General features: G+C 37.2%; 17 protein-coding genes. 6 read left to right on the top strand and 11 right to left on the bottom strand.

Annotated elements, in window-relative coordinates; all coding sequences use genetic code 11:
• Positions 1–1,227, bottom strand: a complete 1,227-nt coding sequence (locus EDF66_RS24980) for a C40 family peptidase (RefSeq protein ID WP_132845943.1) — start codon at positions 1,225–1,227, stop codon at positions 1–3.
• Between the two features lie 182 nt (positions 1,228–1,409).
• Between EDF66_RS24980 and EDF66_RS24975 the strand changes: the two genes are divergently transcribed.
• Both EDF66_RS24975 and msrA read left to right on the top strand, forming a co-directional pair.
• Positions 1,410–2,435, top strand: coding sequence for an isoaspartyl peptidase/L-asparaginase family protein (locus EDF66_RS24975; RefSeq protein ID WP_132845942.1), 1,026 nt, complete (start codon positions 1,410–1,412; stop codon positions 2,433–2,435).
• Positions 2,436–2,598: 163 nt separating this feature from the next.
• The gene (gene msrA, locus EDF66_RS24970; RefSeq protein WP_132772269.1) at positions 2,599–3,114 is read left to right on the top strand and encodes a peptide-methionine (S)-S-oxide reductase MsrA; all 516 of its coding nucleotides are present in this window, start codon (positions 2,599–2,601) and stop codon (positions 3,112–3,114) included.
• 84 nt (positions 3,115–3,198) lie between these two features.
• Here msrA and EDF66_RS24965 read toward each other — a convergent pair whose 3' ends face one another.
• Positions 3,199–5,898: a DNA gyrase/topoisomerase IV subunit A gene (locus tag EDF66_RS24965; RefSeq protein ID WP_132845940.1), complete on the bottom strand. Its 2,700-nt coding sequence runs from the start codon at positions 5,896–5,898 to the stop codon at positions 3,199–3,201.
• Between the two features lie 175 nt (positions 5,899–6,073).
• Complete coding sequence (locus tag EDF66_RS24960; RefSeq protein ID WP_132845938.1) at positions 6,074–6,613, bottom strand: GNAT family N-acetyltransferase; 540 nt, start codon at positions 6,611–6,613, stop codon at positions 6,074–6,076.
• Between the two features lie 78 nt (positions 6,614–6,691).
• Between EDF66_RS24960 and EDF66_RS24955 the strand changes: the two genes are divergently transcribed.
• Positions 6,692–7,393, top strand: coding sequence for a sterol desaturase family protein (locus EDF66_RS24955; protein ID WP_207898766.1), 702 nt, complete (start codon positions 6,692–6,694; stop codon positions 7,391–7,393).
• 136 nt (positions 7,394–7,529) lie between these two features.
• On the opposite strand, the gene EDF66_RS24950 is transcribed toward EDF66_RS24955, so the two are convergent.
• From EDF66_RS24950 to EDF66_RS24940, 3 genes are all read right to left on the bottom strand, one after another.
• Positions 7,530–8,726 (bottom strand): AI-2E family transporter, encoded by a 1,197-nt coding sequence (locus EDF66_RS24950; RefSeq protein ID WP_132845935.1) that lies wholly within the window; start codon positions 8,724–8,726, stop codon positions 7,530–7,532.
• A 46-nt stretch (positions 8,727–8,772) separates the two neighbouring features.
• A complete protein-coding gene (locus EDF66_RS24945; protein WP_132845933.1) occupies positions 8,773–9,951 on the bottom strand; it encodes an MFS transporter in 1,179 nt (392 codons plus the stop codon).
• A 63-nt stretch (positions 9,952–10,014) separates the two neighbouring features.
• Positions 10,015–10,764 (bottom strand): TrmH family RNA methyltransferase, encoded by a 750-nt coding sequence (locus EDF66_RS24940; RefSeq protein WP_132845932.1) that lies wholly within the window; start codon positions 10,762–10,764, stop codon positions 10,015–10,017.
• Between the two features lie 6 nt (positions 10,765–10,770).
• Between EDF66_RS24940 and EDF66_RS24935 the strand changes: the two genes are divergently transcribed.
• Positions 10,771–13,116 carry a BamA/TamA family outer membrane protein gene (locus tag EDF66_RS24935; protein WP_132845930.1) on the top strand — a complete coding sequence of 782 codons (2,346 nt, stop codon included), beginning with the start codon at positions 10,771–10,773 and terminating at the stop codon, positions 13,114–13,116.
• Here EDF66_RS24935 and EDF66_RS24930 read toward each other — a convergent pair.
• Positions 13,113–13,640 (bottom strand): hypothetical protein, encoded by a 528-nt coding sequence (locus tag EDF66_RS24930; RefSeq protein ID WP_132772284.1) that lies wholly within the window; start codon positions 13,638–13,640, stop codon positions 13,113–13,115. The two genes, EDF66_RS24935 and EDF66_RS24930, sit on opposite strands and share 4 nt — an antisense overlap.
• Before the next feature lie 309 nt (positions 13,641–13,949).
• Between EDF66_RS24930 and EDF66_RS24925 the strand changes: the two genes are divergently transcribed.
• The gene (locus EDF66_RS24925; RefSeq protein WP_021187767.1) at positions 13,950–14,207 is read left to right on the top strand and encodes a hypothetical protein; all 258 of its coding nucleotides are present in this window, start codon (positions 13,950–13,952) and stop codon (positions 14,205–14,207) included.
• A 253-nt stretch (positions 14,208–14,460) separates the two neighbouring features.
• Here the strand turns inward: EDF66_RS24925 and EDF66_RS24920 are convergent, their stop codons facing one another.
• From EDF66_RS24920 to EDF66_RS24905, 4 genes are all read right to left on the bottom strand, one after another.
• Entirely contained in the window at positions 14,461–14,874 is a 414-nt protein-coding gene (locus tag EDF66_RS24920; protein WP_021187768.1) for a hypothetical protein, read from the bottom strand.
• Positions 14,875–14,919: 45 nt separating this feature from the next.
• Positions 14,920–16,569 carry a M28 family metallopeptidase gene (locus EDF66_RS24915; RefSeq protein ID WP_132845929.1) on the bottom strand — a complete coding sequence of 550 codons (1,650 nt, stop codon included), beginning with the start codon at positions 16,567–16,569 and terminating at the stop codon, positions 14,920–14,922.
• Positions 16,553–17,191 carry a SprT-like domain-containing protein gene (locus EDF66_RS24910; protein ID WP_132845927.1) on the bottom strand — a complete coding sequence of 213 codons (639 nt, stop codon included), beginning with the start codon at positions 17,189–17,191 and terminating at the stop codon, positions 16,553–16,555. Before EDF66_RS24910 ends, EDF66_RS24915 begins: the two co-directional genes overlap by 17 nt.
• 101 nt (positions 17,192–17,292) lie before the next feature.
• Positions 17,293–18,903: a DUF4139 domain-containing protein gene (locus EDF66_RS24905; RefSeq protein ID WP_132845926.1), complete on the bottom strand. Its 1,611-nt coding sequence runs from the start codon at positions 18,901–18,903 to the stop codon at positions 17,293–17,295.
• Positions 18,904–19,262: 359 nt separating this feature from the next.
• On the opposite strand from EDF66_RS24905, the gene EDF66_RS24900 reads away from it, so the two are divergent.
• A complete protein-coding gene (locus EDF66_RS24900) occupies positions 19,263–20,156 on the top strand; it encodes an alkaline phosphatase family protein (RefSeq protein ID WP_132845924.1) in 894 nt (297 codons plus the stop codon).
• Positions 20,157–20,505 lie beyond the last annotated feature (349 nt).

The raw sequence follows: 20,505 nt of genomic DNA, 5'->3' as shown, positions 1-20,505 counted from the left end.
TTATTTGATGCTATAATAAGGGTTATTTTGTACTTTCTGTATTTGTGGATCGTTTGATCCCAAATATCTTTTTGCAGCAACGACAGTGCGTGTCTGAAAATCATCGTAATTTGCAGCATCTTTCAACATACTATTGATCCGTACAGATCCCGCTGCATGAATAAACGTTCCGTTACCGATGTAAAGTGCTACATGCGTAACACGGGCATTGGGATTCGTATTTTTACCTGCAGCAAAAAACAAAAGATCAGCAGGTTTTAAATTTTTAAGCGCTTTTTCTGGATCAAAGTGACCTTCAGCATCCAGGATATCCACCGATTCACCTGCTAATACCTGTTGAGAAGCATCACGCGGAATAACATAACCGTTCATGAAGTAAGCTGTCTTTGTAAAGCCGCTGCAATCTACTCCCTTTACAGAAGTACCCCCCCAAAGGTAAGGAAGTCCGAGCATAGATTTGGCACTCGAGATCAAGTTGTCAGCTGTAGGATTGCGTGAATCAACCCATTTTTTTAGCGATAAAGCTTCTTCTTTTTTGATGTATGCTTTCCTTTTATCTGGATAGGAAACTTCGAAATAGTTATTTTTCTCACCCGTCAGCACCAGAATATCGCCATATACAAGATCCGATACACGTTGACTTTGCGCATGCGGTTCGGAAAGTGATTTTCCAAATTCAGCGGTATAGATTATTTTAGGCTGACTGTTCCATTGTGCCGCCTCTTCCTTTGTCATCGCTGTAACCGAAGAAGTCGGTAACCAGGCAATGTAGCCTTCCGGAGTACGGATGCGGTATTCACCATGATCCTTTTGTAAGAGGTCAACCTGTGTTCCCATTAATACCTGACTCGCCATTTCAGCCGCATTATCAGGCTTAGTTCTCATATTTCCGACAGATAAATGTACGATACCGATCAGTTTATTTCCTAAGTTTTGTTCGGGCAATAAGTTAATGGCTACCGTTGCCGGAATATTTTTAAATTGCTGTTCGAAAGCTGTTTTAGCGGCGGGTTCTGTCGTTTCTATCAGATAGTCATTTTTGGCAATATCTGTTTTTGTGAAGGCAAATAGCTTTGTACGCTTATCAGGAGCATATGCTTTTCTTACGGTTTCTTGCAGTTCTTTAACCTGAAGATAAACAGTGGAATCTAGTGCTTGTGAAAAGGCATGGTTAATCGTAAAAAAGCCTGCACAGGTAAGAATAGCATATTTTAGTTTATTTGTCATGCTGATTAGTTTGGTTTTTAAAGATAGTCTAAATTGTATGTTTTCACAAGAAATGTTGACGATTTGTGAATTAATGATCGATTCTTTTGCATAAATACGAATGCGGAGCCTGGGTAGAATTAAAAAATTCTTAAAAAGAAAAATGCAATTGTGTATACTTGTATTGCTAAATCGATTAAAATATGAGTTCAAGACGCCAATTTATTAGACAAGGTATTATTGGAGCAACAGCTATAAGTACTGTAGAGACATTATCAAGTTTTTCAATTCCGCAGAAGCGGTCGGGAATGAAACCGATCGTTATTTCAACTTGGGACTTTGGTATCGCGGCAAATCAGGCGGCATGGGAAGTGCTAAAAAAAGGCGGAAAAGCAATTGATGCCGTAGAGCAGGGAGTGCGTGTACCGGAAGCTGATTTAAAAAATATGACAGTAGGAAAAGGTGGATATCCAGATCGCGATGGTATCGTTACCTTAGATGCCTGTATCATGGATTCAGAAGGAAACTGTGGTTCCGTAGCGGCCTTAGAGCATATCGCACATCCAATTTCTGTAGCTCGTCTGGTAATGGATAAAACACCACATGTGATGCTTGCAGGAGATGGTGCATTGCAGTTTGCGCTGGAGAATGGTTTTGAAAAAGAAGACCTGCTTACCCCTGAAGGAGAAAAAGCATGGAAAGAATGGTTAAAAGAAAAGAAATATAAACCGGTTATGAATATTGAGAACAAGTCATTCGCGGTCGAGCGTTTGCCAGGTAATCAGTATAATCATGATACAATAGGTATGCTTGCATTGGATGCTCAAGGAAATCTATCTGGTGCATGTACAACAAGCGGTATGGCTTTTAAGATGCATGGCCGGGTAGGAGACAGCCCGATTATCGGAGCTGGACTTTATGTAGACAATGAAGTAGGCGGGGCCACTTCTACAGGAGTAGGAGAGGAAGTCATCCGTACAGTAGGTAGTTTTTTAGTAGTCGAATTGATGCGTCAGGGATATTCACCGGAAGATGCCTGCAAAGAAGCTGTAAAACGTATTGTTAAGAAGAAACCTAATATTGCAAAAGATATTCAGGTAGGATTTTTAGCATTGAATAAAAAAGGTGAATATGGATCTTATGCTTTGCAAAAAGGATTCTCATACGCGGTATGTCATAACGAAAAGCAGGATCTGCTGATTCCAGGTTCCTATTACTACAAATCATAATTTTTCAAAATCAGTAAACTATTATGACGCTTATTCTGTCATTTAATTTCTAAGTTTCCTCAATTATTTATTTTTTGATGACGGAGGAGAGATCGATAAATTTGAAAGTTTGTAATTTTACTAAACAAATTTATCTAAGTTTGAATATAAAATATATTAAGATATGAAAGCAACATTTGGAGGCGGCTGTTTTTGGTGTACGGAAGTTATTTTTCAAAATACTGAAGGTGTAAAATCCGTTTTACCAGGATATATGGGCGGGCTGAATGATAATCCTACCTATGAGCAGGTATGTACAGGTACGACAGAACATGTTGAAGTGGTACAGATTGAATACGATGAAGATCTTGTTAATTACGAAGAATTATTGAAGATCTTCTTTAAAACGCATAACCCAACGACGTTAAACCGTCAAGGTAATGATGTCGGTACGCAATATAGATCGGTCGTATTTTTCCACGATGAGGAACAGGAAATACTCGCTAAGAATTTTATTGATGAGTTAGATAGTGAGGATGTTTTTGAAGACCCTATTGTGACTACTGTAGAGCCAGCGGTTACTTTTTGGGTAGCAGAAAACTATCATCACAATTATTTCAATACGCATCCTGAAAATCCTTTCTGTTCTGTTGTTATTGCACCAAAACTTCAAAAATTCATCAAAGAGTTTAAAGATTAAAAGATACTAGAACATAAAAAAAACCGCTATTAAGCGGTTTTTTTTATGTTCTAAAATAGCTGTAAAGCTATTTGCATCTATGTTTTAGAATAACTCAATCTGACCGCCATTATCCGTTTGGATATCGTCAGGATTTGTTATTTCCAGTTTAATATCACTTTGGCTATTCGTTGCTTCAGCTGTCTTTTCCGTTTCTTCATCAGATTCCGAAGTTTCAGTAGGAGCTGTCACCTCTTCCTTAGCATTCACGGCCAGATCAATTTCATCAGTAGTCAGTTTAACACTCTTCACCGTATGAAAGGATAGGCGGTTACCTTGCGCTTTCAAACCTTTGACATCAATGATCTCATTCAAAGGTTGATCTAAACTCTCCTCTGTCTGCGATTTTCCTTTCAGCACTTCCAGGTGTACCACAGGGTCTGTACTGTTTGTCAGCACGATAAGTTTTGAACCCGGTTCATCATTAATAAATGATACACTTTTACCGACAGGAATATCATCAAATTTAAATCGCTTCACATAGTAGGTGCCCGATTTACCATCTTGATGGATTGCAGTATAGACATGATCAGGGAAGTATTTCTCGATGCGAATCATCTTATCATCGAAATAATTGCTCAGATCAAAATTAGACAGCTCGTAAGTACCGTCCGACATGACGATCAAAATTTTGTCGTCACCATCAAACTCCCCTAAATACTGACCTCTTTCATCAGCATTTAGACGTTTCGTTATTTTATCAAACCAGATCTTACGGCCAGCTAAGGTAGAAACCCCGGCGCTTTTGAATGTGATCTTTTTAACCGGATATTTCGAAACAATATTTCCTTGAGATGCACGGCCTTTAATAGCAATCTCAGCAAAATTCATATCAAAATTAAGCTTTCTCAATTTCGTATGCGGTTTCAGTTGAATATTGACAATCTCCGCCTCTCCATTCGGATTTGCAGTGAAGTAAGTTACTTTAGAACCCTTTGATCCTTTGCTGATGTCATATTCTTTATCACGTGTTACACCGACAACAGCAAAACGTTTGATGAAACTTGTACCCGTGTCTCCTTCTTTATAGATGGCATTGTAAATTGTTCGCTCATCACCTTTTTTAAAGACAGCGACATGGATGATATCTTTTCCGACAAATACTTTGTCCTGAATTTTGGTAACGACATACTTACCATCCGCACGGAAAACAATGATGTCATCGATGTCCGAACAGTCGCACACAAACTCGTCTTTCTTCATGCCCGAACCGATGAAACCCTCTTCGCGGTTGACATACAGTTTTGCATTGGCCAAAGCTACCTGTGTAGCCTCCACACGATCAAAAGCTCTTAATTCAGTTTTACGTTCACGACCTTTACCATATTTATCACGCAATCTTTCATACCATGCAATGGCATAATCAGTCAAGTGTTTAAGATGGCGTTTAACATTCTTGATTTCATCCTCTAGAGAAGCCATATGATCATCCGCTTTCTTAACATCAAAGCGCGTGATGCTACTCATCGGTTTATCGATCAATCGCTTATAATCTTCAGGAACGATAGGACGGTAGAACTGGGAGAAGAACGGTTCGAAAAGACCATTTAGTACTTCAACAACCGTATCAAAATCTCCAGCATTTTCGTACTGAGGATGCTTATACATACCCTCTTGAATGAAGATTTTCAGTAAACTGCTGAAGAATATCTTCTCTAAGAGATCATGTAATTTGATTTCAAGTTCTTGTTTTAATAAGTTCTTTGTATTGATGGTGTTTTCAATCAAGATATCATTAACACTCAAAAAGTGCGGTTTATCTTCTTTGATCACACAGGTATTTGGTGAAATGGAAACCTCACAGGCTGTGAAAGCAAATAAAGCATCAATCGTAACATCAGGAGATATTCCCGGAGCTAGATGCACTATAATCTCCACAAACTCTGCCGTATTATCTTCGATTTTCTTGATTTTGATTTTTCCCTTATCATTCGCAGCAACTACGCTGTCTATCAATCCACCGGTAGTTGTTCCAAAAGGAATTTCAGTAATCGCTAACGTTTTCTTATCACGCTCCTCAATTTTTGCACGGACACGGATCTTGCCACCGCGTTGTCCTTCATTGTAAGCCGAGCAATCTGCCATTCCCCCCGTTGGAAAATCAGGAAGGATATGTGGTCTTTCGCCATTCAAAACCTGAATGGAACCATCAATTAACTCCAGAAAATTATGAGGCATAATTTTAGTAGCCAAACCTACAGCAATACCTTCGGCACCCTGAGCTAGCAATAGCGGGAATTTGACAGGTAACGTAACCGGTTCTTTATTACGGCCGTCATAACTCAATTGCCAGTTTGTTGTTTCTGGATTGAAGACAACATCCAGAGCAAACTTCGATAGACGTCCTTCGATATAACGAGGAGCAGCAGAAGCATCTCCGGTAATAGGATCACCCCAGTTCCCCTGACAGTCAATCAGTAAATTTTTTTGACCGATCTGAACCATAGCATCGCCGATTGAAGCATCACCATGAGGATGATATTTCATCGTGTTACCGATCACATTTGCGGCTTTGTTATATCTTCCGTCATCCATCTCTTTCAATGAATGCAGGATACGTCGTTGTACAGGTTTAAAACCATCATTGATATGAGGTACAGCGCGATCTAAAATAACATAAGATGCATAGTCCAAAAACCAGTTTTCATACAAACCCGAAAGTGGAATTGTTTTACTGTTATTTGTCTGTCCGTTATTTAATTCTTCTTGATTATCGTCTGCAGGATAGTTTGTTTCTTCACTCATGTAATCAATAATATGGTGTTTTTATTCTAATTTGCTGCAAGAAAGCATCGTTTTTTGCAAGCGTAAAAATACGAAAAGCATTTCGTTTTATCCAAAGGATATACAAATAGATTTACATTGAAAATTTCAACATTCAAAAGTGGCATTCTAAATTCAGAAAAGATGCATTCAGGTCTTATTTAGCATCTTCAACCCGATCATACCAATAACAGTCCATGTCCCAGATGGTAAACTTAAAAGTATCCGTAATCTTAAATCCAGCCTTCTCCAATACATTTCGCGAACCTTGATTATCGACGTGCGTAATGGCATGGAGAGGTATATGCGTCATGTTTTCATAGTAAAAGGCAATACAGGCCAATGCCGCTTCTGTGGCATAACCTTTACCCCAGGACTCTTTACGGTAGCGATAGCCAAAGTCTAGAAAATTGACCCGATCATTCATCGGTTCGTCGATAAATTTAAATCCGGTCCAGCCTATAAATTGATTTGTTGCTTTTTCAATAACAGCAACACGTCCTGTACCATATGCGTCATATTGTTGCAGCAAACTAAGAATATAATCTTTTGCCTCTTCACTCGATTTTAAAGGAGATCTGTTTAAATAAAGATGAACTTCCGGTTGCGAATCCATCGCATAGAATTCTTCAATATCATCTAAAGTTATCGGACGAATAAGTAGTCTCTCCGTTTCGAGTGTAGGTACGTATTTCATAAAAATATTATTTAAAGTAAAGTTAATAGAAATTAATTATCTTCAACTATTTAAAGCTTAGTGAAGAAAATGGATACAATGGGGGGAGAAATTGTTGATTACTTACATCAGGCAGATTTTTCGGTAGTTGTACAACTAGCATTTCTAGGGAATTTTCTGCTATTTTTCTTATCCATTACATTTTATGCTTTGGCGCACTATCTGTATAACAGCAAGCAGGAGTTGGTTGAGCGTCATCCCATATTGAAAGCAGATATTGGAAATGCAATTTTAAATATCTCCCTTAATGCGGTTGTTGCCATTGCGGGCATTTATATGTTAAGAATTGGATGGATTAAAATAGTTGATCTTGATTGGAAGGTATTTCCAATCAAATTTTTAGGCGTTTTGTTTCTTGTGGATTTTTTGATGTTTATACTGCACTGGCTTGTTCACAAATCCATTTTATATCGTTATTTTCATTATAGGCATCATACTTTCGAACGTACAAATGCATTGAGTCTCTTTGTGATGCATCCACTAGAAAATGTGATGTTCGGAGCTATTCTGATCATCACCTTTATGTTAATTCCCTGCGATATTTTTACAGTTGGTTTTTATCTAGGATTCAATCTCTTGTGGGGAATATTAGGACATATTGGGTTTAATCTGTTAGAGTTTAAAAATCGATGGATCACCAATGGTCTTTTTCATATGAATCATCATCATGATATTCATGTCAATTTTGGTTTTTATACCTCAATCTGGGATAGACTCTTCAAAACTCATCGGGAATCCTGAAACCAGGAATACACTTAATTCAGCAATGTCAACCATCAAAAATCCGGTTGCAATAAAAGATCATATAAAATAATTCGTCCAAGAATCATCTTTCAGATCCTTGGACGAATTGTTTTATCACTTAGTAAAAGAGTATTTACAGTTTTTTATCTGTACTGTTTGTATCATCCGGCGAAGCCGATTCCACAACAGTTGGTGTAAGAAACTTTTTAGGTTTCCGTACGATTCCCCATTTTTGAAGCAGTTCCTGTGTTGCATTTCGTTTGAGATGCTCTTTTTCAGGCTCACCGATTAAATATCCGAAAGGCTCCATGCTAGGGATCGCATCAAAAATCACCTTTAAGGTTGCGAACACCGGTAGCGCTAGAATTAATCCTGCTAAACCAAAAATCATTCCGCCCAGTAGAATAGCAATAATGGCCATCAGGGGATTGATACTTACTTTGCCGCCGACGATATTAGGAGTAATGATATTACCTTCTAAAAATTGAACCACCTGGAACCAGGCAATCACACCGACCGCATATAAAGCGCTATCTTTTGTCGCCAACGCAAACAAAGCCGGTAAGATTGAGCCAATAGCGATACCGATATAAGGCAATAACATGAGCAAAGAAGCCATAGAGCCGAAAAACCAGGCGTATTGAATACCCATCAACATGAGACCTACTGTATTCAGCACAGCGACAATTCCCATCACCATTACAAGCCCCAAACAATAACTTTGTACTACCTCATAGATTTTGCTCAGTACAGCATGAATTTTCTTGTTATCGGTGTTTTTAAATGCTTTAAAGAAAAACTCTTTAAAAAAATCACGGTAGTAAAGGAGAAAGAAAATAAAGATAGGAACTAAGATAACACCTGCTAATGTACTTCCGATTGAACCAAAAGCTGTTGACATATACCCCCCCACATTTTCTAAAGCATTATTTCCTTGCTCTTTCATCTTTTGAATCACCTCACTTCGCTCTAATCCGAATTGAGATTGAATCCAGTTCTGTATCGATTCTACAGCAGCCAATACTTTTTCCTGAATCGCTACAGCATCTTTTCCAATGATAATACTTTGATGTACAATAAACCATATTAAAGTGCTGATAATTAAGATGGCAATAATAACAGCCATGATCGAAGCGGCCGCCTTCCCAAATCTCAATTTATTTTCAAAAAAAGATGCAATCGGGTAGAGCGTCATTGAAAGAATGATCGCAAAAAGTAACGGTACGATAACACTTTGAGTAACATATAAAAATCCGATGATTAATGCTAGGGCAAACAAACTTGAGGCAAGCTCAACTGAATACGGTTTTTTTCCTGATTTACTTTCCATATATGACTGCTAACAAATAAAGGGTTAATCTTAATTGAGAATACAATTAAGCTTTTTTCTTTCTATAGCTAAATCCTTGCCAAAAAAACATATACAGTAAAGCGATACCTAAAAACAAAGCATTAAAATACATCACTTGGGGTATCCGGGTGATAATATCCTGATAGTACATCCCTGCAAATAAGGCACCTAAACCAATACCTGCCTCCATCGATATGTACATCGTCGCTACCGCACGTCCACGTTGATTATGCTTACCAAGGTCTATAGTCCAGGCATTGATCGCAGGAGATAAGATCCCTGTACCGATACCGTATATACTTGCTCCTAACATCAGTTTGTTAAAGGAATCTCCCTGTCCAATGAGGTATAAAGAAATACCAACAATAAATAACCCGATCATAATTACTTTGGTACGTCCATATTTATCCGATGCTTTTCCAGATATGAAGCGGATCAAAATTGATGCAATCGTATATGCAGCAAAGAATATCCCTTTGTTGCTCAGGTTGAGGTGATCACTCCAATCGGGGATTAATGTCAATATGGCTCCGAATGCGGAGTAAGATAGAAACGTTACAATTCCCGCTGGTAATACACCGATATCAATGATGTCGGTACGCGAGATTTTGAACATGGATAAATTGAGCTTTTCTTTTTTTGCAAGTGTTTCTTTCATATTCATAACAATAACAATAGAAAGAAGTGCAAAAAGAGATGAGCTATAGAACATGATATTGATACCAAAGTATTGAAAAATTGCACTACCGATAGCGGGACCTACTGCACCACCAATTGCAAAACAGAGACCATGCATCCCCAAAGCCTCACCCCAGCGTTCGCGGGGAATAATATCAGCAACATAAGCTGAAGTAGCAGTAGGTTTGAAACCTGTCGAAAAACCATGAATCAATCTCAAAAGAAGAAAACCGGAGACCGTGGTGAGTATCGGATACAGAAAACCACATAAAAAACAAACAATAGATCCGATGGCCATAACCGGTACGCGTCCCCATCGATCGGTCAATTTGCCACTGAAAGGACGTGAGATACCAGCTGTTAAAGTAAATAGAGCTATGATGAGACCTTTATGTTCAGCACCTCCCATTTGACTCAGGTAGTTCGGAAGTTCTGGAATAATCATATTGAAACTTGCAGAGAAAAGTAACGAACTCAGACAGAGAAGGGCAAATTGTAATGTATATATGGATTTATTTTCAGTCATGGTAAACGGACTCTTGTTTTTGTAAAAAATGAATCGCCTTCTTTTTGAAGAGAAGGCGATGTCTTATAATTTTTTTGTTCGCGCTATTTCCGAACAAAAGATCGTGGTTGCTACAGCGACATTTAAAGATTCTGCCTCACCGATCCTCGGAATCGTGACAGGTTTGTCGACCAATTCGATGAGCTCATCCGAAATTCCATTTCCCTCATTTCCAAGAACAAGGAGACCTTCATCTCTCCAGTCGGTTTCGTAAATACTATCGCCGTTGAGTAAAGCACCAAAAACTGGTAATTTAGCGTCTTGAATAAAAGCCTTTAAATCGAGGTAATGGATCTCGATACGTGAAAGAGAACCCATTGTAGCCTGGACGACTTTAGGGTTATAAGCATCGACAGTACCGATCGAACAAAGGATCCGTTGAAAACCAAACCATTCGGCTGTGCGGATAATGGTGCCGAGATTTCCAGGATCCTGGATGTCATCCAATAGTAAGGTGTGCTGTCCTTTGAAATCTTTTATGGCTAAAGCCTCCTGTTTCGGTATATGTACCAGAGCTAGTATACCCTGCGGAGATTTTAAGCTGCTGATTTTTTGAAATTCGTTTTCAGTCAGCACATAAGATTTTATTTTTCCCGATATTTTACCCACTTTTGCGAGTACATCTTCTGTATAAAATAAGCTGTCAACTTGATAAGAGGAAGATAGAAATTCGATAACAGATTTTATTCCTTCGACAATAAAAAGACCATGTTGTTTGCGAAACTTTTTATTTTGAAGTGATGATATTAGAGTAATTTGTGCTTTTGACAACATTTTTTAATGATAAATAATCAACGCCTTTTAGCTTTTACAAGTATAACGCTTTTGTTGCTAATTTTCACATCTTGCCGTACAGCACGTTTCTTAAATGAGGACCAAGCTTTGGTAGATCATGTGGATATCCATGGTGTAAAACCTGAGCTCAAAGAAACAACCTCACTCTACATCTCGAATGAGATTAAGGTCAATTCGCGGGTTAACTTATTTATCTATAATCTTTTTAATACAAAAGATGGAAAATATAAGAAACGTAATATCAGAAATGTCGGTGAAGCCCCCCATTTATTAGATTCTGGTTTAGTTGATTTATCTGCGACACAGATAAAAAGATTTTTATTTACAAAAGGTTATTTTGGTGCCAGCGTAACACCTGAAATAGCAGTTAAGAAGAAAAGAGCGACCATTCATTTTAATGTTACTCAGGGCGATCCCTACTACATGAGCAAAATTACGTACAACTTTGCAGATCCTATAGTTGCCGACCTTTATAAAAAAGAAGTAAAACCAGCTACAGTTATCAAAGAAGGAGATCAATATGATGCGGTAAACCTGATCACAGAAAGAGAAAAATTGTATATGGCTATGCGTGATCATGGTTATTTTGATTATATCCGTCAATACATGCGTGTTGCTGTAGATTCGATGTCAAAGAAAAATCAGTTAAATTTAGAAGTGCAGGTTGAAAATCCAAGCGATTCAACAAAACATCAGGCATATACCATCGATAATATCTTTGTTACTATTCGAAATTTTGGAACTGCAAAGAAAGAAATTAAACAGACATTTGACAGCATCAATAAGATCCATTTCACAGACGAAACAAATAATTTTCGTCTGAAACCATTGACCAGATATATGTATATCAAATCTGGGAATCCTTACAATCTGACGAAAGAGAATCTTTCTTACGATCGTTTGTACGAAATGAATGGATTTCGGAGTGTTAAAATTCATTATCAAAAGACAGATTCAAATAAATTGGATGCTTTCTATGAGATGGTACCTCGCCCGTTGATGGGAAATCAGATTGAAGGTGAATTTACACTGAGTTCAGGGATGAGCGGTTTTAATATCGGAAATACATTTTCACATCGTAATATCTTTGGCGGAGCCGAACTATTGGAAGTAAAATTACGTTATGGTATTTTGTTTGACCCTAGACTTAGTGGTAGCATTTCTAACAAAATCTTTAATAATGATATTCAGATCGGTGTAAATCTGATTGTCCCACGTATGATGACACCTTTTCCTGTCAGCAATACCGCACAGTATGGTTTAGCCAAAACGACTTTTTCGACGAGCTTACAAATCTTCAATCAGGATGCCACCTATTCAAACCGTTATTTTATCAATACATTAAATTACTCCTGGCACGAATCTGCAAACAAATTCCACAGCTTTACGCCAATTGTGTTAGAATATAGACAAGGACGTTTAAACGATAATTTTGCTCAGAACCTGATAGATCAGGGGTACTTATTATATGTACGAAGTAATAACCGCGAGTATTTTGGTCTGGGATCCCAGTACGCATTCACTTATAACGCCAAGAAGCTGACCAAGAAGGAAAATTTTAATTATTTCAAAGGCTCAGTAGATTTAAGTGGTAATATTTTAGATCTTGTAAGCCGGGTAGTTAAGTTTGACCGGACGACGGATGGCGAAAAAAAGGTTCTTGGAGTACCTTATTTGCAGTATGCCAAAACGGAATTAGACTATCGTCTTTATCGTAATCTAGGGGGCAATAGACAATTTGTTTTTAGGATCAATCCAGGTATTGCTATTCCTTATGGAAACAATTCGACGCTCATGATTTTCGAAAAAAGCTTTTACGGTGGCGGAATGAATGGCATGCGTGCCTGGCAAGCTCGGACATTGGGTCCCGGAAATTATAATCGCGAAAGTGTAAATGAAGATTTACGGTTGAACCTTCGGAACTTAGATCAATTGGGGGAAATCAAAATTGAAGGAAATGCTGAATATCGTTTCCGTATATTAAATAGTGTTTTAGGAGCTAAGATGAATGGTGCTACCTTTGTAGACTTTGGAAATGTTTGGCGATTAAAAGAGAACGAATTAAATCCAGGCGGAGAGTTTAAGTTTAATAAATTTTTAAATCAGATTGCAATAGGAACGGGTTTTGGACTTCGTTTTGATTCCGACTATTTTATTATCCGATTGGATGCAGGACTTAAAGTTAAAGATCCGCAATTCTCAGGAAGCGATCAATGGGTTTTAAAACATTTTTTCGATTCCAAAGAATTTAAGGATCAGTATTACCAGACACATAGGCCTGACCGTTATAATTTTATTCAGTATAACTTTGGTATTGGATTGCCTTTTTAGAAAATTAAGTTTTTTAAACTTGCAAAAATAGATTCTATAATAGACGAGATATTTAGGCCCTGCGAGTGATTGAAGAAAAAGAAACATACAGCCAGTACAATTGCCGTTAATAATAGTTTCTTAAATGCATAAGCAATAAGTAAGATCACTGCCGGGATAATGAGAAACATAAGTCCGCTGATTGCAAATGCTGACAATCCTTTGTCAGATTTATAGATATAAAATAGTCGACCTTTTGATCTGTCTTGATTCTTATGTTTGAAGAATACAAATGTTGAGGATTCAATTTTATCATTTGGAACCCCAATTCCATCGTGGAACTGTAAGTCCTGGGTAAACCCATTAATGCTAAACTTATACGTACCGTTGATACGTTCATTTGTCTTCTCTGCCGAATCTACAGCTATAATGGCAAGTTTCCCATTGCCTGATAAATTTTCTTTTACTATAAAATTCTCTATTTTTTGCATTTGTGCATGCCCTAAAAATGGAATTAACAGCAGGAGAAACAATAGTTTTTTCATTATATAATTTGTTTTTTAACGGATATCAAGCGATCATGATCTGCACTTAGCTATCTGTAAGATCATGATGGTTTCATTATTAAATTTGTTTTTTATCAATAATGAAGCAATCATAAATCCAGTAATCTTCAAGATTTGAACTGATTTAGTTCATGATGTTTCATTAAAAATTGTTTGCGTTGCAATTTTAGACATTTTCTATCTCTTTATAAAATAGATAGCCTTAATAATTCAATAAATGTTTTTGTTATTTTATTTCCGAAACAATGAATAATTTGTACCTTTGTCTTGTAAAAAAATTAAATCGAAATGGCAGAAACAGTACAACATAGAGAACCAAAAAAGACTGATAATAACGCAAATCAAACTCATTATTACAAGACTTTAACAATAGCTATCGTTTTGGGTCTTATAGGAGTATTCATTAGATTTGTACCAGATGTTTGCACAAACTTTGATCAACATGTATCGATGTTTTCAGCAATAGCTAACATTAGCCTTGTAGTAGCATCTCTTATCGCTTTTAGAACAGTTTTTGGAATTTTAGGATTCGGAAAAAATAAATAAGTCTTTATAAAAATATAGTAAACGTCAATTCTTTCGAATTGACGTTTTTTTTACGCTGTTTTTCTTCGAATTGCCTTGGTACGGTTCCATCTAGATGACAGGTAACCCCCTTTTGGAGGTTAAGATATAACAAAGCATAGGGTTAAAAGTTTTAAATATTTACTTACCCGCGCCAAGATAAAATGTCGAAAAAAAATACGCTGTTTCCCGTAAGAGAAACAGCGTATTTTTTTATAGTACGAATAGCAATTAATTATGCAAATAATGACCAAGTTCCCCAAGGAATACGTGCTAAGATTAAGATTAATCCAAGAATGTAAAAAATCAAAACAGTTTTGTTAGCTTGTTTGGCATCAGTCAATTTTTTAGCTTTTATATAACCAATAGAAATTAACACAATCGCGATAATCATCGTAAGCGGATGCTCGATAATTTTAAAACGCATCGTAGGGTCTTTCATAATAGAACCTGAGATCATGGATGGGTATTTTAATACGAAGAATAAAATCAATCCAATTAATAATTGCAAGTGAGAGGCGATAAAACCTAACAGCGCAATTTTTCTATTATACGGTTTGTTACCTGAGAAGTTTACAAAGGTAATGATGATTGAAACAATCAGAGCTAACAATAAGATAATTGCTAATGTCGAGTGTAAGTGTAACATAATTTCTTCTTTAATTAATTCTTTGAATACAAAAGTATAAAATAACTAACGCTTTTCGCCTATTTCTTTAAATTCAGATTTTTCTTTCCATTTCGGGAAAGTCGCTTCTTGACTTAAGGTATAACCAATATCAAAAAATAGTCGAATATCGGCTAACATACCTTCAAAATTCCACTCCGGAATCACTTCATCGTTGACAGCATGATAACGGCCCTCTAATGCTTTTTTTCGTTTTTCAGTAATGGACTGATCTTTTTCCAGATAATCGTTTCCACTACCAGCATAAAATGCAGGAACACCAACCTTCGCAAAATTGAAATGATCAGAACGATAGAAGCCTCCGGATCCAGGATTGCCCTCTGATTTCGTATAGCGGTCAAATTTGAGAGCAGAACGTTCGGCATAGTCATCCATATCCGATTGCCCTTTCCCAACAATAGATACATCTTTGGTAGCACCCGCAGCACTGAAGGCATCCATATTGATATTAGCAACTGTTTTATTTAAAGGGTAAATCGGATTTCTAACATAATAATCCGATCCCAGTAATCCGTCTTCTTCCGAAGTCACAGCAAGAAATACAATGGAACGTTCGGGAGCTTTTTTAGCGGCTTTAAAAGCTTTTGCAATCTCAAATAGTGCCGCTACCCCAGCAGCATTATCAATGGCACCATTATAGATTGAGTCTCCATTGACTGCTTCGCCAATGCCGAGATGATCCCAATGTGCGGTGTAGATAATATTTTCATCTTTACGGCTTTTACCTTCAAGTCTGGCGATGACATTATTTGACTTTGATCTTTTTATTTTATTGCTGACCTCAAAATTTGATGTTATTCCCAAAGGAACTGCTTTGAAGCCTTTTTTCTTCGCATTTTCCATTAGTGAGTCATCATAACCTGCTAGTTTAAAAAGCTTGGATGTACTTTCTGTCGATAACCATCCTTCCACTTGTGCATATTTATGAGGGTCTCCCACATTATCTAAGTCCATCTGTGGCGCATTTCCCCAGCCTGTACGGATCACATTCCAACCGTAACTAGCTGCCTTTGTCTGATGGATTATCATAACGCCTGCGGCACCTTGACGTGCTGCTTCTTCATATTTGTATGTCCATCTTCCATAATAGGTCATTGTATCGCCTTTAAATAAAGACTTATCATAATGTCCGGGATCATTGACCATGACAACGACAGTCTTTCCCTTTACATCAAGATCTTGATAATCATTCCACTGATATTCCGGAGCAACGATACCAAATCCTACAAAAACGAGCTCTGTATTTTTCAATTCCACATGATCCTGCAGACGACGGCTTGTTACCACATAATCTGTAAGATTATTTAGTGTGAGTTCGTCTTGCGAAGATTTTAAAGATAGGCTTACATTGGGAGTGGAGGTAATCTCTACCATCGGAACTTCCTGAAAGTAACTGTTGCCATTACCTGGTTTTAGTCCTAGTGCTTTAAATTGAGCCGCGATATAGTTGGTCGCCAAAGTATCCCCCTTTGTAAAGGGTTTTCTACCCATAAATTCATCCGATGAAAGTTTGAGGATGGTGCTTTTATAGCTTTTTTCAGTGATGCTGCTGAGAGCTTTTTGATCGAGGGTATTTTGCTTCGTTTGCGCTGATACAAGATGCGGCATACCCATGCATGCTATACCTAACGCTATGTATTTAAATTGTTTTTTCATGTTGATGTGTTGTTTCAATAGGATAAATCTCCGCAATAGGATGGAAAAGATAAATTTTGTTACTGCTCAATTCTACGCATTTGTAGCGCTTTCTCACTTTTTCCTGCTTTTGAAATACCCGGCCATTCTGTAATTTGAAATGACTTTTTTCAGGTAACATTTCAACAGTTAATACCTGATCGGCATGTTTGTCAAATTTTTTAAGGGTACGAAAAAGATGAAGATCAGTACAACTGGATGCTGCCGGATTTGCTAAATATTGCGCTACAGCCATGGCAATTTCAGCAGGAAAAATCTGAAGCCCTAAAAATGGATTCATTAAATTTTGAAAATTAGACTTCCATTCACTACCATGCGGCTTCACAGCATGTTTATGCTGTTGCCAAGTCTGCAGATGTGCAAACTCATGAATGGTGGTGATCAAGAAGGAATAGGGGTTGAGATCATGATTCACCGAAATGCGATGGCCAGCCGTACGAAAAGGTGCACGATAATCACCAAGTTTTGTACTTCGGGTTTTAGATATTTTGAATAAACAGCCCGTATCATTGATCCATCTGGAGATAATGGGAGCAGCCTCTTCGGGCATAAATCTTTTCAATGTAGCACTATAATCCTGCATAACACAAACATAACTTTTTTTATTATTATAGCACTTATGCAAAAAGAAATTAAAAAATAAAAGCCGCACTATCACTAGTGCGGCTTTAAAAAAAGAATACTTTAATAAATGTTTACCTGTTTATCTTTTGGATATTTTAAACTATAGCCAAATCGGATCTTTTTACTAGCGCCAGCAGGAAGTGTGACATTCCATTTCAGTATACCGTTCTCTTTTGTTAATTCGGCACCGTCTTGGTCATCGACTGTGATTTCCATCGATTTGTCTGTCGAAATTGGTATCTGGTCCTGCAGGTTGATGGTTACACTGCTCTTCTTATTATTTTTTATGCTGATCTCATACACCAAGCTTTGTTTTTTGCTTCCGCCCAATATCTTGGTTTGAGATAGATCATTCACCTTGTCACGCTTAATGCTGATCATCTTGTCTCTCCCCATGCTCATTTTGAGCGTATCGGTAGACATATTTGGATCAATAAAGGTCTTGCCAACCAGCATATTTTCAAACATGACATTTGCAATTCCGGGCATCAGATTTAGTTTTTCGTAATCTGTTAATTCCGCCATGAGATATACGCTAGGATCTAAGCGAGGTATCGCTACATAATTGTAATTTGCCGGATGCTTGTATTCTTTTAACGATACACTATGTGGCTTGCCGTTGGATGCAATATCGTATGGGATAGTAATATCAAATGTCGTATTCAGCTGATTTTCGTTTTGCTGTGTATAAGCATTGATACCATTTGTTCCCCGAATGCGGATATTTTTTTTGTCACTTATGGTAACGACTTCATCAAGCACAAGGCCTGAAGCCTTATTTTGCAAAGCTTGAGGAAACGTGGGCTGATTATAATACAGTTGCCAAGGAACTAGTGTTGGCGCTATTCCGTATTGAGACGGAGCACCTGTTGACAAGGTCAGATGAACCTGTTTCCAGTCGATCCCGGTTTCTTGCGTGACATTCGCTTTGTAAATAATTTCCAACGGTGCAGTAGTACTAGCGGATCGTAGATCATATGATGCATTCCAGGATGCCTGTGAAGATGTGTACGTAATGTCGAAAGGTTGATTTCCAGCTTGGTTATTGATAACCTGAACAATCAGTTGTCCCCCTGAACCTGTTGTTTGTCCCTGTACCTCTTCTAGCTGGACTTTTGCTCTGTTAACGACATCTTGCTGGCTAACGATTTTATCTTCTAATATGGTAATATTACTTTTTACCTCCAGGTATTTAGTCTTATAATAATCGGCCATTTTAGCAAGTTCAGCAACAGTGGTACTACCATTTGTTCCAGCTATTTTTTGATTGTTTTCCAGTAGTTTTAAGATACTTTCTTCCGTTGCCTTTTGATTTTCAAAAGCTTTTAAAGCGTTAGCCTCCTTTTTGTATAAATTCTCTGCTTGTACAAATGCATCACTTTTGACATCCGCTCCAATATAATTGACGGCTGACCGTACGGACATCACCGTTACGTTAGGAGAGCTTCCGATCTGAATACTGTTTTCATCGATGCCATTTGCAACATGTGTAAATACAAGTTCACTAGTTCCTGTGGGCAGGTTTACGTTAGCATGATGATTCAGTTCAGCCGCATTGGTATACAGCATAACCTCTTTTAAATCCGTCTTAATAATTTTGGGGCTCTGTGCAAATAAACTGCCACTGATGATGATGCTACCAATTGTTAATGAAATCTTTGTTATCTCCATCTTGTTCATTTAGTAATTTATATAAAGATGCGGTAATTAGTTTTATTTCATAAAAATAATTTGGCGCAGGAATAATGTTGCCCCCTGTATCTGGAATAATAGATTGGGAACTGCTAGTATGGATACAATATGCTAGAGATGAATTTTGTTTTAAAAGAAAGAGTAGGTATTTAATAAAAGGCTGCTTATCAGTAGGTAAACGGTGGTTTAAGAAATTGTAATTTTAGTTTTAATAAACAAAGTTTATGTTTGCTAAACAAAAGATATTTTCTAACTTTAGTTTTACCAATGTAATGGGACCGAATTATTCTGGTGATGCAGTGAGTGAAATTCTGTTAAAAAATATAATATATAATACCATGAAAATAAGAGTATTAATAGTAGCATTGTTTATACTGGTTTACGTTAATGTAAACGCACAAAGGGTAGTTATAATTGGCCTTGATGGTTTTAGTACTGAAGGGTTCAACGGTTCTAAACACCCTAATATTGATCGGTTATTTGAAAAAGGACTGATTACGTTGACAAATAGGCCCGTAATGCCATCGATCACATTGCCAAATTGGACAAGTCATTTAACGGGACAGGGACCGGAAGAACACGGTATAACAGCCAACAACTGGACAATGGAAAACCATACATTAAAAGCCATAGAAACAGATGAGCAGGGATATAGTCCGTCTATCTTCAAGGTATTAAAAGATAAAAAAAACAATGCAAAAACAGCATTTTACTACAACTGGGCCGAATTAATCAATCCAATTAACAAAAAATATTTGGATGAAGTCTCCTTTGAGGAAGGGGACAGGTATAAAGATAATTATGCAAAGGCATTGAAATTTATAGAGAAAAATAAAAATGATCCTACTTTAGTCTTTTTGTATAGTGTGCATACAGACCATGCAGGACATGAATATGGATGGATGTCGCCGCAGTATATTACAGCAATTGAAGAGGTGGATGTAGAAATCGGTAATTTCATTAATAAGCTTAAAGAACAAAAGCTTTACGATGATACCTACTTTTTGTTTATTACAGATCACGGCGGTATAAAAAAAGGTCATGGTGGCGTGACTATGAATGAAATGCAGATTCCATGGGCGATTACCGGTCCAAAAATTAAAAATCTAGGGCTTACTGATCAGTTTTTTAATAGTAATAAAAATACCTCTTTGGTACTCGCTAAGCTATTTGGCTTGAAGAATATTCCAAAATCCTGGACGGGAATTGCGCCAACTGTGATTTTTAAATAACGATATTTTTCTGCTCCCGCTAGGCAGAGATCTGAAAGACAGGTATACGAAAATTTATCGTGCCTGTCTTTTTTTATTCAAATGCTTTTACTTATGATACTTGCCGAAGTGTTCTTTTCCCTTTTGTGCTAATACAAATTAACGCGCGCACTTCGTATACATTCGCTTATTTATCTTGTCTCCCTTACATATATTTTTGTACAGCTAGATGGTTATATAGGTTTGTTTTTCTTCCACATATCGCTTATTTATACTAATATAAATAGATTTTTAGCTATTTATATTAGCAAATTATCATTTATTGTTTTATCTTAGTGCTGGAAATTTTTATAGTTAGCTCGTTTTCAGT

It is taken from the genome of Sphingobacterium sp. JUb20 (assembly GCF_004342035.1).
GTDB lineage: Bacteria > Bacteroidota > Bacteroidia > Sphingobacteriales > Sphingobacteriaceae > Sphingobacterium > Sphingobacterium anhuiense.
The sequence above is the reverse complement of the archived record's forward strand: the minus strand, read 5'-3'. Positions and strand labels throughout refer to the sequence as shown.

Bases quoted from the DNA above. Each gene is read 5' to 3' on its own strand.
- EDF66_RS24950 (WP_132845935.1), bottom strand. From the start codon at position 8,726: ATGGAAAGTAAATCAGGAAAAAAACCGTATTCAGTTGAGCTTGCCTCA.
- EDF66_RS24920 (WP_021187768.1), bottom strand. From the start codon at position 14,874: ATGTTACACTTACACTCGACATTAGCAATTATCTTATTGTTAGCTCTG.
- EDF66_RS24940 (WP_132845932.1), bottom strand. From the start codon at position 10,764: ATGTTGTCAAAAGCACAAATTACTCTAATATCATCACTTCAAAATAAA.
- EDF66_RS24925 (WP_021187767.1), top strand. From the start codon at position 13,950: ATGGCAGAAACAGTACAACATAGAGAACCAAAAAAGACTGATAATAAC.
- msrA (WP_132772269.1), top strand. From the start codon at position 2,599: ATGAAAGCAACATTTGGAGGCGGCTGTTTTTGGTGTACGGAAGTTATT.
- EDF66_RS24955 (WP_207898766.1), top strand. From the start codon at position 6,692: ATGGGGGGAGAAATTGTTGATTACTTACATCAGGCAGATTTTTCGGTA.
- EDF66_RS24960 (WP_132845938.1), bottom strand. From the start codon at position 6,613: ATGAAATACGTACCTACACTCGAAACGGAGAGACTACTTATTCGTCCG.
- EDF66_RS24945 (WP_132845933.1), bottom strand. From the start codon at position 9,951: ATGACTGAAAATAAATCCATATATACATTACAATTTGCCCTTCTCTGT.
- EDF66_RS24965 (WP_132845940.1), bottom strand. From the start codon at position 5,898: ATGAGTGAAGAAACAAACTATCCTGCAGACGATAATCAAGAAGAATTA.
- EDF66_RS24930 (WP_132772284.1), bottom strand. From the start codon at position 13,640: ATGAAAAAACTATTGTTTCTCCTGCTGTTAATTCCATTTTTAGGGCAT.
- EDF66_RS24915 (WP_132845929.1), bottom strand. From the start codon at position 16,569: ATGAAAAAACAATTTAAATACATAGCGTTAGGTATAGCATGCATGGGT.
- EDF66_RS24975 (WP_132845942.1), top strand. From the start codon at position 1,410: ATGAGTTCAAGACGCCAATTTATTAGACAAGGTATTATTGGAGCAACA.
- EDF66_RS24980 (WP_132845943.1), bottom strand. From the start codon at position 1,227: ATGACAAATAAACTAAAATATGCTATTCTTACCTGTGCAGGCTTTTTT.
- EDF66_RS24900 (WP_132845924.1), top strand. From the start codon at position 19,263: ATGAAAATAAGAGTATTAATAGTAGCATTGTTTATACTGGTTTACGTT.
- EDF66_RS24905 (WP_132845926.1), bottom strand. From the start codon at position 18,903: ATGGAGATAACAAAGATTTCATTAACAATTGGTAGCATCATCATCAGT.
- EDF66_RS24935 (WP_132845930.1), top strand. From the start codon at position 10,771: ATGATAAATAATCAACGCCTTTTAGCTTTTACAAGTATAACGCTTTTG.
- EDF66_RS24910 (WP_132845927.1), bottom strand. From the start codon at position 17,191: ATGCAGGATTATAGTGCTACATTGAAAAGATTTATGCCCGAAGAGGCT.